The organism is Shewanella sp. K8 (assembly GCF_028823715.1).
In the GTDB taxonomy this organism is placed as follows: domain Bacteria; phylum Pseudomonadota; class Gammaproteobacteria; order Enterobacterales; family Shewanellaceae; genus Shewanella; species Shewanella algae.
In genome coordinates, this window is record NZ_JAPEHY010000033.1 from 1 (window position 1) to 18215 (window position 18215).

The following is an 18215-nucleotide window of genomic DNA, read 5'->3' on the forward strand; positions in this document are numbered from 1 at the left end:
TATGCTGCGGATTGCAAATCCGTCGATCTCGGTTCGACTCCGGGTCGCGCCTCCAAATTTAATCCCCCTAAATTGAATTCCCTTAAAGTCACTAGAAGCAGACTTAGCCCTTGTTTTCATACCAAGTTTACGTTCGTTAATAGCTGCTGACTTTTATCACATCAAATCCCGGTTCAACTGTCAGAAACAAGCGTCAGTATTGATATCTTTGGCCGGAAACAAGCATGACTATTGATGCAGGGGGCAGAGAGCCTGCCCCGAGAACGTATTACTCTGGCTGCAGAGCCTGTTTCAGCGAAGGGGAAGCCTTAAAGCTAGGCTGATTGCTGCCGGCAATCTCCAAAGGTTCACCGGTTTGTGGGTTACGGCCGTTGCGGGGAAGGTGGTATCTGAGCTCGAAAGTGCCAAACTGCGGCAGATAAACCTTCTCGCCTTCACTGAGTGCCTGGGTAAGGCTAGCCAGAATATGCTGCAGTTGCACTTTGGCTTGAGCCTGCGAGATCTGTTGTCTTTCGGCCATCTGCCGAATGAGCATTTGTCTGTTCATTATATTGCCTGTTACTGCTTTGGCAGGATTTTATATCAGAATAATCTCCATGATCACAGGCTTGTGCTGATAAGTGATTAATTATCAATCGCTAATAATCATTGACTTGCCAATGTCCTATGTTAATCAAGGGTCGTTCAGCCAATTGTCAGCAAAATATCATCGAATCACGGCGCATATTTGCCATAATTGAGCTTATGTCCCGGGAGGCCGATATGACAAAGCGCGTGTTAATGCCTTTACTGATCATTCTGCTCCTCAGCGGCGCGGCATATGCAGTTAAAGCCGATGATGCCGCTATCAGGATCCTGAATAATCAGCTGCAGTTGCTGGCTCTGCTGCCTGAAGGGCAGGAGTTTGCCGATGATTTACGTTCCATGAGCCGCGGCGATCTTAACCTTCAACTGGAGTTGCGCGAGGGGATTGAACAGGATATTGCGGCCTTCTGGAAGCGTCGTGGCGTTCCTTTGGCCTTCAACACGCTACCCCTTGACGCCAATTCGCTCAGCCGGGCGCTGGCGCTGGAACCTCAGGAAGACGACTATCTGGCAACCAGCAGCCGGATCCGCTATCTGATTTGGCTCGCTGAGCGGCATCAATGGCCCAGGTTGGATCCCGGTGGTTGGTTACGCCCTGGCGACAGTCATCTGCTGATCCCAACAATTGCGAAGCGTCTATATTGGCTTGGCGATCTCAGCAGCGAGCCGGGCGATAACAAGGTTTATTCACCGCAGCTGGCCTCGGCGGTAGAAGCGTTTCAATCCCGTCATGGGCTTAAAACCGATGCCATCATAGGCCCTGATACGCTGCGTTGGCTCAATACTGAACCATTGCAACGTGCCCGCATGCTGGCCGGCAACTTCGTCGCCCGCACCGTCTACAAGCAGCAATTGGGAAAGCGCTATCTGTTGGTGAATATCCCGGCGTTTGAGTTGACTCTGGTGGATGACAACCAGGTGCAGTTACGCTCCCGGGTCATAGTCGGCAAACCCTATCGGCAAACACCACTGCTCAGCAGTGAGGTATCCAATATCGTTTTAAATCCTACCTGGACTGTGCCAAGGGGTATACTGAGGCGCGACTTACTGCCGCAGATCCGCAAGGATGGTGAATATCTGCAGCAGCGGCATTTCAATGTCTATGACTATCAGGGCAATAGAGTGGAAGAGAGCGCCGAAGCCTGGCAAAAAGAGGCGAGTGGCCGTTTCCCTTATCGTTTGGTACAACAACCGGGCGCCGATAATGCCTTGGGACGCTACAAGTTCCATTTCAGCAATGGCTTTAATGTTTATCTGCATGACACACCGGACAAGCATCTGTTTGCCAAAGCCAATCGAGCCCTGTCTTCCGGTTGTATCCGGGTCGACAAGGTGGAAGAGTTGGCGTCCTGGATGGCCAATAATCTGGTGCGGGACAAGAGAACCTGGCAGCGGATGCAAAGTGACTATCAAACCACTCAATGGTTTGCCTTTGAGCAGCGCCTGCCTGTTCATCTGGTTTATTGGACTGCGTGGATGGATGAGCGGGAAAGAGCGCAATTTCGCAGTGACATCTATCAATTGAGCCCGGGAGTTAAGGTGGCTCTTGGGGCGCAGACAATAAGGAATACTGAATTGGCCCACAAGGCAGAGCAGCGTCAGGGACGTGAAGAGCATTTGCTGCGTCCTTGAGAAACAGTATCTTTGGGGCGCCGAACCCAAGCTTTACTAACTTAATGTGGTGCAAGGAATTATCTCGATTTCTGTCTATTTCATCTCAAAAGGCCGCGGCGCTGCCTCTAAATCGGCGCTTGACCTTGGCGTTAATCCCGTATAATTTGCCGCCTTGTGGTTGTTTTTTGTGCAAGGTGAATAAGTGTCAGTAGTATGTCCTGCCCGTAGGCAGTTGTTGATGGGCCTTGGCGGCGCGGCAATGGTTTCTATGCTTCCTTCAAAAGCGATGGCGAGTCGGTCTACTAAAGGTAGTCGATATCTGAGTTTTTATAACCGGCATACAGGGGAGCGTGGCGATGGGACTTATTGGAAAGACGGTCATTATCAGAGTAACACTCTGTCGCAGTTCAGCCATCTGCTGAGAGATCATCGGCTGAATTTGGCGGCCCCTATGGATAAACGCCTGTTCGATCTCCTGTTCAACCTGCAGCAGACGCTGTCGGTTTCTGAAGAGATCCATGTGATTTCAGGTTATCGCTCGCCTAAAACCAACGCCATGCTGGCCGGCAAGAGTAACGGCGTAGCCAAGAAGAGTTACCATATGCGGGGTATGGCAATGGATATCGCGATCCCCGGAGTTAAGCTTGAGACTTTGCGTGAGGCTGCCCTGTCATTAAAACTAGGGGGAGTCGGCTATTATCCGAAGTCGGGATTTGTCCACGTTGACTGCGGGCCGGTGCGCAACTGGTAGGTTTTTCCGGCACAGAGAGATTGGTTTCTGCCCTGCGGATAAAGCCCTGTTCGCGGGGCTTTCTATCTTCAAGCAGTGCCATCAGCTCGCTGAATTGCAATCTGAGACGTAACAGCTCGCGGGTTTGCTGCCAGTCGGCGACCAAGGTGTTGAGTCTGTCATAAAAGAGAGCGTCTGAGCTCAATTGCTCGATAAGATCCGGGCAGTTGCAGGCACGCATCAAATGTAACAGATGGCCGCTTTTCTGCTGATTACAGGCGAGAAACTCCAATAAAATCAGGTCGAGCTTCTCCTGTTGAAACGGAGCATGTTCGATCAGGTAATGGAGTTCCGCTGCCAGTTTATAGCACAGGCTATCATCCCGTATCAGTTGCTGCAGATTGGCGTTCATCGGCCTGCTTCATGTAATAAAACCAGATTACTGAAAGCAGGGTAGCAGCAGGGCGATGGAAAAATTGTGATCTCGATCAGGGTAAAACCTCTGCTAAGCAATGGCTTTTCTTAATGATTACAGATGTTACAGATGAGCAACAGCGGGAGAGAGAAATTGACTTCACTTTTACCTGTAAAGGGTAAATCAGCTTGTCTGCTCAGTTACCTCTGTGCTAGTATTCGCCCGCTTTATATGAAGGCCGCTATTGGTCGAAAATAGTGGCCAGTTCCAGTTATTGACTATCAAAAGAGTATTATTATGTCTTACACTATTCCAGCACAAACCCGCACTGAGATTGGGAAAGGTTCGAGCCGCCGCCTGCGTCGTGACGGGAAAGTTCCAGCCGTTATCTATGGCGCCGGCAAAGAAGCCGTTGCTATTGTGTTCGAGCACAAAGATATCATCAACATCCAAACCAACGATGACTTCTACACCAGCGATCTGACCATAGTTCTGGACGGTAAAGAGGTTAAAGTACGCGCTCAGGCTATGCAGCGTCACGCGTTCAAGCCAATGATCGAGCACGTAGACTTCGTTTACGCTTAATCGATAATTGGATGTTGAAAAGCGCCCTCAGGGCGCTTTTTTTATGTCTGCATTTTGGGTTTGGAGCTGCAGGGACAGCTAGTTAGGCTTTAAGTCGCATTTTATGTCCAGGCCGGATGGGATAAGTAGCGGATGCCCGCAAGGCTGACATCCGCTACCATGAGTGTTTACAGCTTAAAGATCAAAGCTGTAGTAGATATCCAGTGACTGGCCCAGAGTGCCGGATACACTTTCCAGATAGAGCTGCGACAACAGATAGTAGCGTACCGTCATTTCATAACCCGGATTGAATACACCGACACCGTATTTGATCATCAAATCTTTGCCAATATAGCCGCTGATGGCGACTTTACCATCATCATTGGTATCCAACTGCACATTGGAGAAGCCAAACATCTCCACCAGGCCGGCCGCCGTGTCGCCCAGGCTGGAAATGGCGCCGCCATCGACCTGGGAGCTCAGCGACAGCGCTGCGCCCATCATCAATGAGTTGTTTTGCTCATTGCCGGAGCCAAAACCTTTACCCTGAACAATATAGGAGAGGATTTCGGCCTGCTCCTTGGCAGGGTTGGAAAACAGGGTCACTATCGGTTTGTTGGGAGTGCCTGTAATACGTACCCCGGCGGTGACATCTTCATCGCGGATCTCCCGGATAGCCTCGATATTGAGGTTGGGGATTTGCATAGGCCCAACAAACTGCACCGCACCTGTGGCAATTTTCAGCGTCTGCCCCATGAATTTATAGCTGCCGTTAACTACCTTGATATCACCAAAGAGTTGCGGCGGCTTCTGCGGCGATTGCTGCATCCGTAAGGTACCCACCAACATCCCTTTGAGACCCATACCATCGATAGCCAGCTTATCACCGACATCAATATTCAGATCGGCGCTCAAGGCCATGGAGGATGCCTTGGTCTCCTGCTCGGAAATAGAGTCGCTGAATACCACATCGGATGATACGCTCACCCCTCCGGCCGGCAGTTGCACCACCTTGATATTGCCGGAAGGCACCTTGACCTCACCCTTGATATCGAGCGCGTCCGGGCTGAAATGCAGTTGAATATCCGGGCTGACATTGACAATCGCCAGTGGTGGTTGAATGACACCGAGCTCTTGCCCCTTGAGCTGGATATCACCGCTGAATTGTCCTTCAGGCCAGCGCAGTTGACCGCTGAGGTTCGCCTGGCCACTGCCCATCATCCACTGGCCCTGGAGCTCGGCGGTTTGGCCGGCAAAGGCCATATCCAGTGATATCTGCTCCAGTCTAGTGGGGTTGACTGTACTGGCCAGGGCTCCATCGTGTAGGTTAAGTTGACCACTGAGCTCTGGGTTGTTGAGGCTGCCAGCCAACTTCAGGTTGGCGCCGAGTAAACCCTCAATGGTTTCAAGTTGTGGCATGAACTGGCCAAGCAGTTGTAGATTGATTTTTTCAATATTGACGTAACCACTGAGGCTGCGATCCGGAGTGACCTTGATATCCAGCTGGCTTTCCCAGCGGGCGAGAGCATCGGAATTGAACAGAATATGGCTTCTCAGCGCATCATCATCCAGGGTGGCGTTGAGTTTCAACGCCTGATAGTCGACGCTGGCACTGGCTTGCTGTTTGCGTTTAAGGCTGAGTTTCCCGGGAGCCAACTGGAAGTCGAGCTTACCCTGCGGACGCGCGCCGGGTTTCCAGGCGATGGCGGCATCCATCAAGGCGTCACCCTGCCAGCTGAACTGCTCGGGTAACAGCTTGGCGAGTAGTTGCCCGGGTTGCCCCTGATAATGCAACTTGGCGTCACCCTTGTCACTGAGGCTAACATTATCGGTCAGGCAGAGTCTGCTGGATGGGTGACTCAAACAAAAGCCACTGAGTTCACCACGGTTCTGCTTGAGATCCCAGTCCAGTGACACTGTTTGTTCAAGCTGCCACAGCCCCAGAACGGATCCCAAGTTGAATTTGCTGAGTTCCACCTTGGCCTTTTGTTTGGCGAGATCCAGCTTGCTGTGGATGGCAGTATCCAGCTGCAGATCGCCCTCGGTTTCCAGCCCCAGTTTCTGTTGCTGTTCATTACCTTTGGCTCTGAGAGTGATGCCATCGAGATGAATACCTGCGCCGTCAAATTCACCTGTCTTCAGCGATAGGGCAAACTCATGCAGATCCAGCGGTGCATAGAGCGCCTTGAGTTGACTGCCGCTGAGTTTGAGATCGCCAAATCTGATGCTCTGGGTATTGGCCTTGAGCTGTACCTGCGGGTGTTTGGCATCGCCCACCACCTGGATATCGGCTGTCAAAGCACCGAAAGCCTCGGGATGCCAGAGATTGAAATCGGGCACGTCCAGCGTGGCACTGAGATCCCATTGCTCTTTGGCGCTGCCGGAAAGGTCCAGGCGGGTATTGAGCGCCCGCAGCGATAATCCCTGGCTGCTGAGCTGCAGCGAATCATCTATATCCAGATCGCCAGTCAGTTCAAAGGGCAGGCGGTCCAATGAGCCCTGAAGTTGGGTCTGCTTCAGACTCACTCGCCACTTGCTATCCTGCCAGCGACCACTGCTGGCCAGCTGTCCGCTGATATCGCTGGACGGGATCACCGGCGTATCTACCGCCAGACTTTCTTCAGATTTGCCCTCGTCAGCTTGGCTTTGTGCACTTGTTGCCTCGTTGTCACTCTTACGCTTGTTGTGGGCAACTTGGCTATTTGGGTCTTTTTCCTTCGCAGCTTCTTCGGTAGAAGGCAGGGTTATTGCGCCGCTGTTGAAGTGTGAAAGCGCAAGATTTGCATCCCAGGCGATGCCATCGGCGTAATCCAGCGTACCCTGGAGTACAAGTTTACCGGCACTGCTGTCACTGTTGAACTCTTCAATCTTGAGTCTTTGGCCTTGATGCGCCAGGCGGGTATTGAGGCTGAGCTCAGGGTAGAAGGGAGTGCTTATCTGAGCGACCACACTGGCGGCCTGTTGCTTGAGGCTGCCGCGGCTTTCCAACGCCAGTTCGCTGACACTGTACTGAGCCAGATCAAAGGGCCAATGCAGTTCCCCTTCTGAGATGTTCACTGAATATGGCAGTTCAGGGTTGGCGAGATTGACGCTGGCATTGAGTGCCAGGCTCTGCTCGCCACTGAGTTTGGCCTTGAGCTGCAAGTCGCTGAAATCTCCCTTGAGGGCGAGATCCAGCTGTTGCTGTTCGAGTCCCGGTAGTTCAGGTAAACGCTGTAACTCCAGTTGTACCGTCAGTGCCATGGGCCAATGTTTATCCAGAGTCAGTTCACCTTCCAGCGACAGACTGGCATCTGTGTGTTTGGCATAAAACTCGTTGACTCGCAGCTCAGCGCCAATGTAGCTGGCGCTGAGACGCAGTTCCTCAAACCTATCATCCCGCCCCATGATCTGCAGGCGTGAGTCCTTTAGCTCGGCATGCTTTAAATAGATGGGGAAGGGCATGGCAACGTTTGGCATCTGCGCCAGCGCCCATTCATCAGTCTCACTCTTTGGTGCCGCTTTTTGTTGCTTGGCCACTGCGGCTGATTTGTCTTTGTCTGTCGCTTGCGCTTCTGCCGCATTAGCCTCAGGGATCAGCACGCTGAGCCCGCGACTTTCAAGCTGGATGATCTGCAAACCACTTTCCTGCCAATTGGCTGCTGTATTCAATGCCGCAGCATCAAAATGCATCTCATCGACCCGCACTTGAATATCCGTGATGCTTGCTTGTTTCAGGCTGATGCCAAAGGGCAGTACTAGCTCTCCCGAGCTTGGCGCTTCTTCCTCAGAGGCTGAATCTGAGGCGAAGGCCTTGGTGTCTATGTCGACCCGGGTTGTTGTCAACTCCAGGGCATCGACACATAACTGCTTTTGCAAAAGGCAGGCAGGCTGCCAGGCAAGGGTAACGGCATCTGCATCAACACTGATGCCGTCCATCTGCCAGTGTACTTGTTTGAGTTGCAGCTCCCGGTTCAGGGTGCCGGAAGCATATTCCAGCTCAAGATCCGGCACCAGAGCACTGGCAAGAAATACCGCCAAATGGCTCCCGGGTGCCGTGCCCAGCAAGAGTGCCAACAGCACCAGCAAGCCGAGCGGGATATACAAAAGTGTGCGGGTGAACCACCTCAAGGACTTGAGCCACAGGGGGCGCGTCTTTTTCGCCACTTGCTTGCTGCTTGGGTTGGGTTCCTGTGGCATTGGGGCTTGGCTCATAATTCTGTCCCCATGGTCAGGTGAATACGCCAGGGCCTGTCTTCGGCATCGGATTCGTGCAGGCCAAAGCCCACATCCAGTTTGATGGGGCCTATGGGGGATATCCAGTGAATACCACCGCCCACGGAAACCACAGGTTCAAATTGACTGACATCAAAGGCGTTACCTGCGTCGACAAAGGTACCCAGCCGCCAGCTTGGAGTCAGGTAGTATTGATACTCCAGGCTACCGACCGCCAGATAGCGGCCACCGACCACTTCCCGTGAAAGGCCGCCCTGATCATTGGTGTAATCCAAGTGAGGCCCAAGTTCCTGATAGCTGTAACCACGAATACTCTGATCGCCACCGGCGAAGTAACGCAGCGACGGCGGGATCAAGGCCAGATCGCCTTCGGCCGCCAGGTTGACCCCGAGATCAAGACGGGAAACAAATCTGTGCTTTTCAAAGAAAGTCTCAATCCATTTGAATTTGGCCTGCATCCGAGTCAGGCGGATCTCTGAACCCAGTGAAGGATCGGCATATTCAATACTGTAAAGTTGCCGGAAACCCGACTTGGGATCCAGGCTGTTATCGCCGCGTATGGTCTTGGACAGCGTGGTACCAAACAGCAAAAATCCAGGATCATAATCAATATCCGACTGGGTGTAGCTTTCCTGAATCGCTTCCAGCGAGTAGCTCAGCAGCCAACCGTTATGCAGGCGTTTGCTGCGGCCAACCCCGAGAAGCTTCTTGGTCGATTCCAACTGACCTGTATTGCTAAAGTCCCTGTCCTCAGGAACATAGTCCTGAGTTACGCCGTATTTGTCCCTCAGCAGACCGACGCGGATCTTGAGCTGATCATCCAAAGGATGAGTCAGGGGAATAGTATAGGTAGAGAGGAATTTGGGTCTGTCTCTCGACCACTCTATGCTGGTCTCCTGGGAATGGCCGTAACTGTTAATCTGTGGGGTGCGCCAGGTCACCCGGACCCTGGGATCCAGGCTGCTGTCTGTGCTGGAGCCGATATCGGCACCCAGACCCAGCTCAATGGAGTGATCCGGTCTTGGGGTCAATTCGACCCGTACCGGGATGCTGTCTTCTGTCAACTTGTCGATTTGGGGCAACACCTTGATATTGGCAAAATAGCCGGTATCCAGCAGCTCCTGATTGAGCCGCGTGAGCTTGCGGGTACTGTAGGGCGCGCCGGGTTTGAATGGCAACAAGTCATCGAGCAATTGCGGCTGCAGGCTGTGGCCTTCAAAGCTTACTTCGCCAAATTGGTAACGCTTGCCCGAGTCAAAATACAGGTTGAACTGTGCCAGATTGAGATCGCGATTAACGCGGATCTCTGATTTTTGATAATGGCCATCAAAATAGCCCCGGGCCAGCGCCAGCGAAATAAGCTGCGACTTTATCTGTTCATAATCGCCGTGGTTGAGGGGATCGCCGGGTTTGACCTTGACCTGACTGAGCCAGCGGTTGATCCAGGGGTCGTTGAGTACTTCGCCTTCGAGGCGGATATCGACCCACTGCAGACGGGTAACTTCTCCCGGAGTGATAGTGAGCTTGAGCTCCCACGGCCCTTGTTCGCTTTCCTTGAGCTCTTGTTCCAGCTTGCCATGGTAATAACCCATGGATTCCAGCGCGGCCTCAACGCTGTCGCTGACATTAAATAGATAGGCACGGCGCTGCACCTTGGACTCCGGAAAGTTGCCCAAGTGTGCGCGGATATTTTTCTCAAGCTCGCCCGAAACCCCTTCAATGCGGAGATTAAGCAGAGGATCATCGGCGGCCACTACCTGGGGGCTTGCCAGCATGATCGACGCAAAACTCAGGATATACGCGGGAAAGCGACTGTATTTGGTCAAGGAAATCAGAACTTTTGCTTAGCGTAACATTGCTGCTATTGTCGCCTCTGATCTTGGCTCAGGCAAGTAACAGATTGCCATCCAGGCATAAAATGGTTACAAAGGCAGCAGTCGTTAATATGGAAGCAATACAATGAAAACAAAAATAAAAACTCTTGCCCTGAGCCTGGGACTCCTGTTGCCCGGGTTGCTGCCGGCCTGGGCGGCCGAGGCTCCTTTTGCGATTGCCATTCATGGTGGCGCCGGTACTATTTCCAAGGCGGCCTTGACTGAAGAGCAGCAAAAAGCCTACCGCGACAAGCTGACTGAAGCCGTCAATGCCGGTTATAAGGTGCTGGATAAGGGCGGCGCCAGCATGGAGGCGGTGCAGGCTGCCATCAGAGTGCTGGAAGACAGTCCCTTGTTTAATGCCGGAGTCGGCGCAGTGTATACCTTTGATGGTGCTCATGAACTGGATGCCTCCATTATGGACGGCAAGAGCATGAATGCCGGTGCAGTGGCCGGGGTTAAACATATACGTCATCCAATCGATCTCGCCAGAGCCGTGATGGACAAGTCAGAGCATGTGATGCTCTCGGGGGCGGGCGCCGAGGAGTTCGCCCTGACGTTGGGAATGGAGCTGGTGCCCGGCAATCGCTTTGACAGCGAAGCGCGCTATCAGCAGCTTCTCGATGCCAAGGCCAAAATCAACGCCGCCGAAGCCAATAAAGACTTTCAGGCGCGACTTAGTCCTCTGGATCTTGATTACAAGTTCGGTACCGTTGGCGCAGTGGCATTGGATAAGCAGGGCAACCTGGCAGCCGGGACCTCGACCGGCGGCATGACAGCCAAACGTTATGGCCGCATCGGTGATTCACCTGTAATAGGTGCCGGCACTTATGCCGAGAACGGTGTCTGCGCCGTTTCGGCGACCGGCCACGGTGAGTACTTTATCCGTTTCCATGTGGCCGGCGATATCTGCGCCAGGGCCAAGTATCAGCAAAAATCGATTTTGCAGGCCGCCGATGAAGTGATCAATCAGCGGCTGATCTCAGCCGGCGGCAGTGGCGGGGTGATCGCCATTGACCAAAGAGGCAATGTGGCAACACCGTTCAACACCGAAGGTATGTACCGTGCCTGGCGCAAGAGCAATCAAGCGGCGGAAGTGATGATCTGGCGGGATAACTAAAATTTTGGATTGAGGCAATCGCTGCTGCCTTGAACCCCAAGGGCAAAATATTGGCTACACTGAACAATGAAGCCGTTTTGAACTTGGGGAAAGCTATGGATTCGATAAAAATACGTGATCATATGGACCGTCAGCCTGTGTTGCTGAAGGCGGATATGTCGATAGCCACTGCGGTGGAAAAACTGCTTGAGGCCAATAAGGGTGGGGCGCCCGTGGTGGATGCCGGCGGCAGTCTGGTGGGCTTTTTGTCACAGCAAGACTGTATGGCCGCCATGCTCAAGAGCAGTTATCACTGCGATCTGACCGCCGTGGTGCGCGACTGTATGCGCGCCGATGTTCTTTGGGTCAGGCCGGATGACAGCATATTGCAGTTGGCCGAGCAGATGCTGGGGCAGAAGCCGAAAATATACCCAGTGGTGGAAGATGGCCGGGTGGTGGGAACCATCAACCGTACCAATGTGCTCAAGGCCATGAACATCTATATGCAGCAGTGTTATTTGACTCCGGCCTGACAACAACGCTTGATTTGACTGAAATTTGGGTGTTATCAGTCAGTAAGCATACCCAAGACGGCGTATCCTTGTTAGGATCGCCGTTTTTGATCCCAATGGACACAGGTTTTGAACGCTAAGCTGCACCCACTCTCCCGCGAATATCTGGATCTCTGCTTTCAGGCCGATGCGGCGCGCATTCGCCGCAGCTTGTTTCGCTTGAAAAAAAGCCCCGACTCAGAAGCCAAACAGCAAAAACTCGCCGAGCTCAGTGAAGCCGCGCTGCAGGCTTATGAAAGGGCGCAGCAAAGGCTGGCAGACAGACCTGTCATCGAGTATCCGGATGAGCTGCCGGTGTCACAAAAACGCGATGAAATCGCCTCGGCCATCATCAATCATCAGGTGGTGATAGTGGCCGGTGAGACCGGCTCGGGCAAGACCACTCAGCTGCCCAAAATCTGTCTCGACTTGGGGCTTGGCAGCCGTGGTCTGATTGGCCACACTCAGCCCAGACGGCTGGCGGCCCGCAGCGTGGCCAGCCGGGTTGCCGATGAACTCAAGACAGAGCTGGGTCAGGCGGTGGGTTTTAAGGTTCGTTTCGCCGATGCGGTTTCCCAGGACTCCTATATCAAGTTGATGACAGACGGTATCCTGCTGGCAGAACTGGCATCGGATAAATGGCTCAGTCAGTATGATTGCCTCATCATAGACGAGGCCCATGAGCGCAGTCTCAACATCGACTTTATTCTGGGTTATCTGAAGCAAATTTTGCAAAAGCGCCAGGATCTCAAGTTGATCATCACCTCGGCCACCATAGATGTGGAGCGCTTTTCCAGGCACTTTGACAATGCGCCCGTGGTGGAAGTGTCCGGCCGCACTTATCCGGTGGAAACCCGCTATCGCCCCCTGTTGCAGGATGACGACGCCGACTTGGATCTGATGGACGGCATCTTTGCCGCCGTCGATGAACTCTGTCGCGAAGGCCCGGGGGACATTCTGATTTTCATGAACGGCGAGCGCGAAATCCGCGATACCGCCGAGCAGCTGAAAAAGCGTAACCTGCGCGATACCGAGATCTTGCCGCTTTATGCCCGTTTGTCATACGGCGAGCAGTCCAAGGTATTCAAGCCGCATCCAGGACGGCGCATTGTATTGGCCACCAACGTGGCCGAAACCTCGCTGACTGTGCCCGGGATCCGCTATGTTATCGACCCAGGTACTGCCAGGATAAGCCGCTACAGCTATCGCACCAAGGTGCAGCGTTTGCCGATTGAGCCCATCTCCCAGGCCAGTGCCAATCAACGCCAGGGACGTTGCGGCCGGGTTGGACCGGGGATCTGTATTCGCCTCTATGACGAACAGGACTTTATCAATCGGCCGGCGTTTACCGATCCTGAAATTCTGCGCACCAACCTGGCATCCGTGATCCTGCAGATGTTGGCCATAGGCCTGGGTGACATTGAGGGCTTCCCCTTCATTCAGCCACCGGATCCGCGCCATATCCGCGACGGTTTCCTGCTGCTAGAAGAGTTGCAGGCGGTGAGCAAGCACAAAGGGGCGCTGAAACTGACCCCGCTCGGGCGCGATCTGGCGAAGATCCCGGTCGATCCCCGCTTGGCCCGCATGGTGCTTGAGGCCAATAAGCTTGGCTGTCTGCATGAGGTGATGGTGATTGTTGCCGGGTTATCGATTCAGGATCCCCGCGAGCGGCCACATGAGAAGAAACAGGCCGCCGATGAAGCCCATCGCCGTTTTGCCGACAAAGACTCCGACTTTGTTGCCTGGCTCAATCTGTGGCAGTACCTCAAAGAGCAACAGAAGAGCCTGTCATCCAGCCAGTTCCGCAAGCAGGTGAAGGCCGAGTATCTGGCCTATTTGCGTATTCGCGAATGGCAGGATCTCTATGCCCAGCTGCGTCAGAGTGTGCACGACCTTAAGTGGCGCCTCAACAGTCAGGCCGCCGAATATGAGCCGCTGCACCAGGCGCTGCTTTCGGGGCTGCTGAGCCATATCGGCTTCAAGGATAAAGACAACGAGTATCTGGGGGCCCGCAACCGGCGCTTCTTTGTGTTTCCCGGCTCGCCGCTGGCCAAGAAGGGCCCCAAGTGGATTATGGCGGCCGAGCTTACCGAAACATCACGCCTGTTCGCCCGTACCTGCGCCCGTATCGATCCTGTATGGCTCGAGTCTCTGGCGGCGCATCTGGTCAAGAAGCAGCACAACGAGCCCCATTTCGAAGCCAAACAGGGCAGTGTGATCGCCCTGGAAAATCAGGTGCTCTATGGCCTCACCATAGTCAACCGCCGCCGGGTACAGTTTGGCCCGCTGGAGCCGGTTAAGGCTCGGGAAATCTTTATTCGCTCGGCTCTGGCCGAGGGTGAGCTGCGCTGCAATGAAGCCTTCTTCAAGGCCAACCAGGCGTTGCTCGAAGAGGTGGAAGATCTCGAACATAAGTCGCGGCGGCGCGACATTCTGGTGGATACAGACGCCTTGTTCGCCTTCTACGATGAACGCATTCCACAAGGGATATACAACCAGCCCAAATTCAACACCTGGTGGAAACAGGCCAGGAGAGAGACCCCTGAGCTGCTCAATTTCAGCCGCGAACTCTTGATGCAAAGGGATGACACCCATGTATCAGCATTGGACTTCCCCGACAGCTGGCAGCAGGGCAATCTCAGCCTCAAGCTGAGTTACCATTTTGAACCGGCGGCCGAGGATGACGGCGTCTCTGTGCTTATTCCGGTGGCGCTGCTCAATCAGTTGGATGAAACCGATTTTGACTGGCAGGTACCGGGGCTCAGGGAGGAGAAGTGTGTTGCCCTGATCAAGTCCTTGCCCAAACCGCTGCGGCGCAATTTTGTGCCGGCGCCGGATTATGCCCGCGCCTGTGTGCAGGCGATGGAACCTTTTGCCCAGCCTTTGTTGCCCTCCCTGTGCAAACAGCTGCTGAGAATGAGTGGCACCCGTGTCAATCCGGAGGATTTCGATCTCAACGCCATTGCCGACCATCTGAAGATGAACTTCAAGGTGGAAGACGATAAGGGCAAGCTCTTGGCCCAGAGCCGGGATCTCGACAGCCTCAAAGCATCATTGCAGGGGCAGGTGAACCAAGCGATACGCAAGGTTGCCGACAAGGGCATAGAGCAAAACGCCCTGACCGAATGGAGCTTTGGCGACCTGCCGAAAGAATATCAAAGCCGCAAAGGTAGCTATGAGGTGAAGGCATTCCCCGCCTTGGTGGATGCCGGCGATACAGTTTCCATCAAATTATTTGATGACGAACAGCAGGCGCTTTCCCACCACAGACAAGGGCTGAGAAAGCTGCTGCTTATCAATATTCCATCGCCGGTGAAACATCTACAGCAGGCCTTGCCCAACAAGGCCAAACTGGCGATGTATTTCAATCCGTTCGGCCAGGTGCAGATACTGATAGATGACATTATTGCCGCGGCAATTCAGCAGCTTTTGGATGAGCAGCAGTTGGATGTCCGAAGCGCCGATGATTTTGTCAAAGCCAAGGAGATAGTCAGGGCCGAGCTCAATGAAACCGCAGCGGCCATCGCCCTCAAGGTGGAGCAGATTTTGACTTTGCACCAGAAGATCCGTAAGCGTCTCAAGGGCAAAATCAGCCTGGATATCGCCTTTGCCATGAGTGATATTCAAAGCCAATTGGACGCCCTGGTGTTCAAGGGATTTGTTGAAGCTTCCGGTTGGCGCCGTCTTGGCGATCTGATCCGCTATCTCAAGGCGATTGAGCTGCGCCTGGACAAGCTGCCGGTGGATCCCAACCGTGACCGTTTGCATCTGCACAGCATTCACAACGCCGAGACAGAGTTCAAGGCCGCGCTTGCCAAGGTGCCGCGCAGCCAGGCGGTACCGGAGGCGCTGGCCGAGGTGCGCTGGATGCTGGAAGAGTACAGGGTCAGCTGTTTTGCCCAGAGTCTGGGCACTGCCTATCCGATATCGGAAAAGCGCATCCTTAACCAGTTGCAGCAGTTTTAACTGGACAGCTGCAGCTGGCTCCTAAAGTGGACCCGATAAAAAACAGGCGGGCCCAGAGCACAGCAAGAACAATACAGTGCCTGCTGGTGCCCGCCTGGTAAACGGCCATATTTCCCACCGCGGCTATTGTTGAACGCCGCTTATTCTCCAATCAAAATTGCATGTTTTGATTAAGGCTTGGCTCTCATCCCGGCTATTGTTCACCTTGCCGCTCAATAGCCGAAGTTTGCAGCCTTGGACCAATGTTTTTTCACTTCAGTCTCGATAAAGGCTTGCTTCTCCTCGGTCAGTTTTTCCAGCTCTACGCCTATGGCGGCCTGCGCCTTGGCCTTGGTACTGTAGTCCGGATAATCGACTCGGGTTACGCCAAGGTCGGCATTCAGCTTGCTCAATATCTCTCTGGCAGCGCGGATCTGCTCTAAGCCCTTGTTCAGCAGGGCTTCACCCTCTTTGGCGTTGTGGGCGTGAATACCGTGGGATGACATGGCAAAGTCCCAGCGCCACTGTGCATGTCGTATCCCCATGATGGCATAGCCTATCTGTTGCCATTGGGCCCCTGCCTTCCAGGCGGCGCCGGCTTCATAATGGGCCTTGATAAGCAGTTCCTGCAACTGCTGCGCCTTGGCTTCCAGCAGCGCCTTGTTGTCGGTAATCAGCTGGGTAATTTGCTGCTGACTCTGGTGACAACTGCTGCATTTGGCCGCTTCAAAGTCCGGCAGATGGTTGGTTATCTTGTGGTTGGTGAAAGATTTGCCGTCGGCGCTGGTTTTCTGGGTCATATGACAGGTGACACAACTGATACCAGCCTTGGCGTGGGCGCTGCGATTCCAATGTTCAAACTCGGGATGGCGCGCCTTCACCAGCGGCGTTCTCGATACCGGGTGCACCCACTCGAAAAACTGTCGGGCATCATAATACTTTTCTATCTCATCGGCGCTGTTGCCGAAGATCCAGGGGATATTGACCTTGTCCTGACGCTCAGGCTGGAAGTAATAAGTGACATGGCATTGGCCGCAAACCTGTGATTGCTGCATCGACTGATTTTGTTCACCAAAGGGTTTGTGCACTTTGGCCATGGCGTCCTGGGCATGAGGTCTTGGCAGTGTCAGTTCAGCTGAGCCCTGGGTATGGCAATCGGAACAGTACACAGGGTTTTGGATTTCCGGACCCTGCTCGGCAAAGCTCTTGGCCGAGAAGCCTTCGACGCCCAGCTCTTTCATCAGCCTGGGCGCATCCGGCGTCTTGCAGGTCCAACAGCTGGCCGACAGGGCTGTTTCACCAGCCTTGGGGCTAACACCACTGCGCAGACTGTGACTGACATCGGCGACGGCAAAGTGGTGCCCTCTGGGGCTATGGTACTCCTTGGCATAAGCCGAGCCGGCCCAGAGGATGACGCTGGCGGGGTTTTTCTCAAGCATATCTTCCCGCTGCAGTTCTTCGGCGGTTTGGGCCCAGGTCTGATATTGCAGGCTCGATGTTTTGTCTGCTGCGACAACGGAAAATGACAGGCTCAGGCCGAGCAAAATGGGGAGTGTGACAGCAGAGTGGGGGAAGGGATTCACTAAAGGCTCTCCTTGGTTGGGCGACGTACAATCAGGCGTGTGAAATCTGCCCTGAAATTAAAAGATTTAACTAAAATGCATGATAATGCTAAGGTTCCACGCCGGTCGCTGCAACTGCAAGATACTGTTTTTACTGAGTTCTGTGACATAGAACAGGATTCTGTTTCGTCCTTGATTGCCGATCTATGCCTTTAAAGCCTGCCCCGGCTGGGCTCTACTCCCTAATGGATATTTTGCTCATTTCGTTGGTTTTTTGACCGCTCTTTATTGGCGAAATAGCCACTTCTTTGCTGTATTTCATGTAAGCCTGAATAGCTAAAAACGGAAAATGTCGAAATTACAATCGATTGAGGCGGTTGAAAGCTGTGATATCCGTCTTTTGCCAGCTATTTATATGATCCAGATCAACGGCATCAGGTGTTTACCAACTTGGGGGTATACAGTTTGTTAACACTTTGCCTTTATGATTGAAACCGAAAAACAAGTTGCATTTCAAAGGCGGCTTTAATCTGCCTGGCTTGGCGGCCGTTGCCCTGGAACAGCACAGCAGCAAGCCATCTTCATAGCGCCTAGGGAGGAGCCATGAGCGAGACACCGAGTACTGATGAAAAACGTCTGGAGCTGAAGATATTTATCTTCCTGACGGTTTTTTTGGCACCCCTGCTGTCGGTTTTACTGGTCAGCGGTCTGGGCTTTGCCATCTGGTTCAGCCAAATTTTAACCGGTCCACCGGGAGCCGGTTAACTCAAGCATAACGAGAGTCCTTAAAACAGGGGAACGAGATGAGTAGGGAACTGCATGTCAGCAGCCTGATCCTTCAGGTGATGCCACTCAAGATGGCCGGCGTTCGTCAGCAAATTCTGTCATTCGGCAATGCCGAGTTGTCGGTGAATGATGAAAGCAAGCTGGTTGTGGTGCTGGAAGGCCCGACCGAACAGGCGATCCTCGCCACCATGGACAAGATCAATGCCCTCAAGGGTGTGATCTCCACCGCTATGGTGTATCACCAGTGTGAACAGCTCGAAGAGGAAGAGCAATGA

Annotated in this window: 12 protein-coding genes and 1 pseudogene; 8 read left to right on the forward strand and 5 right to left on the reverse strand. The window is 53.5% G+C overall.

The genetic code is table 11. From position 1 onward, the window contains the following. Positions 1 to 268 precede the first annotated feature (268 nt). Positions 269 to 559, reverse strand: a pseudogene (locus ON072_RS16425) (HU family DNA-binding protein); the annotation flags it as partial. 203 nt (positions 560 to 762) lie between these two features. Here ON072_RS16425 and ON072_RS16430 point away from each other — a divergent pair. After that, on the forward strand, positions 763 to 2217 hold the full coding sequence (locus tag ON072_RS16430; protein ID WP_025888058.1) for a L,D-transpeptidase family protein: 1455 nt from the start codon (positions 763 to 765) through the stop codon (positions 2215 to 2217). Positions 2218 to 2401: 184 nt separating this feature from the next. Beyond that, positions 2402 to 2950, forward strand: a complete 549-nt coding sequence (locus tag ON072_RS16435; protein ID WP_261752478.1) for a DUF882 domain-containing protein — start codon at positions 2402 to 2404, stop codon at positions 2948 to 2950. Here the strand turns inward: ON072_RS16435 and ON072_RS16440 are convergent. Next, the gene (locus tag ON072_RS16440; RefSeq protein ID WP_044734399.1) at positions 2838 to 3341 is read right to left on the reverse strand and encodes a hypothetical protein; all 504 of its coding nucleotides are present in this window, start codon (positions 3339 to 3341) and stop codon (positions 2838 to 2840) included. The two genes, ON072_RS16435 and ON072_RS16440, sit on opposite strands and share 113 nt — an antisense overlap. 300 nt (positions 3342 to 3641) lie before the next feature. On the opposite strand from ON072_RS16440, the gene rplY reads away from it, so the two are divergent. After that, positions 3642 to 3929, forward strand: a complete 288-nt coding sequence (gene rplY / locus ON072_RS16445; RefSeq protein ID WP_045282740.1) for a 50S ribosomal protein L25 — start codon at positions 3642 to 3644, stop codon at positions 3927 to 3929. 174 nt (positions 3930 to 4103) lie between these two features. Here rplY and ON072_RS16450 read toward each other — a convergent pair whose 3' ends face one another. Further along, positions 4104 to 8102 (reverse strand): translocation/assembly module TamB domain-containing protein, encoded by a 3999-nt coding sequence (locus ON072_RS16450; protein ID WP_261752479.1) that lies wholly within the window; start codon positions 8100 to 8102, stop codon positions 4104 to 4106. Continuing rightward, positions 8099 to 9898, reverse strand: a complete 1800-nt coding sequence (locus ON072_RS16455; protein WP_037474016.1) for an autotransporter assembly complex protein TamA — start codon at positions 9896 to 9898, stop codon at positions 8099 to 8101. Before ON072_RS16455 ends, ON072_RS16450 begins: the two co-directional genes overlap by 4 nt. Positions 9899 to 10082: 184 nt before the next feature. Between ON072_RS16455 and ON072_RS16460 the strand changes: the two genes are divergently transcribed. From ON072_RS16460 to hrpA, 3 genes are all read left to right on the forward strand, one after another. After that, the gene (locus tag ON072_RS16460; protein WP_071237610.1) at positions 10083 to 11117 is read left to right on the forward strand and encodes an isoaspartyl peptidase/L-asparaginase family protein; all 1035 of its coding nucleotides are present in this window, start codon (positions 10083 to 10085) and stop codon (positions 11115 to 11117) included. Between the two features lie 95 nt (positions 11118 to 11212). After that, positions 11213 to 11629 (forward strand): CBS domain-containing protein, encoded by a 417-nt coding sequence (locus ON072_RS16465; RefSeq protein WP_071237621.1) that lies wholly within the window; start codon positions 11213 to 11215, stop codon positions 11627 to 11629. Between the two features lie 108 nt (positions 11630 to 11737). After that, on the forward strand, positions 11738 to 15613 hold the full coding sequence (hrpA, locus tag ON072_RS16470; RefSeq protein ID WP_261752480.1) for an ATP-dependent RNA helicase HrpA: 3876 nt from the start codon (positions 11738 to 11740) through the stop codon (positions 15611 to 15613). Positions 15614 to 15825: 212 nt separating this feature from the next. Here the strand turns inward: hrpA and ON072_RS16475 are convergent, their stop codons facing one another. Beyond that, positions 15826 to 17175: an ammonia-forming cytochrome c nitrite reductase subunit c552 gene (locus ON072_RS16475; protein WP_391564753.1), complete on the reverse strand. Its 1350-nt coding sequence runs from the start codon at positions 17173 to 17175 to the stop codon at positions 15826 to 15828. Positions 17176 to 17757: 582 nt separating this feature from the next. Between ON072_RS16475 and ON072_RS16480 the strand changes: the two genes are divergently transcribed. After that, a complete protein-coding gene (locus ON072_RS16480; protein WP_025009643.1) occupies positions 17758 to 17919 on the forward strand; it encodes a nitrate reductase in 162 nt (53 codons plus the stop codon). A gap of 38 nt (positions 17920 to 17957) precedes the next feature. Further along, positions 17958 to 18215, forward strand: coding sequence for a chaperone NapD (locus ON072_RS16485; protein ID WP_045282741.1), 258 nt, complete (start codon positions 17958 to 17960; stop codon positions 18213 to 18215).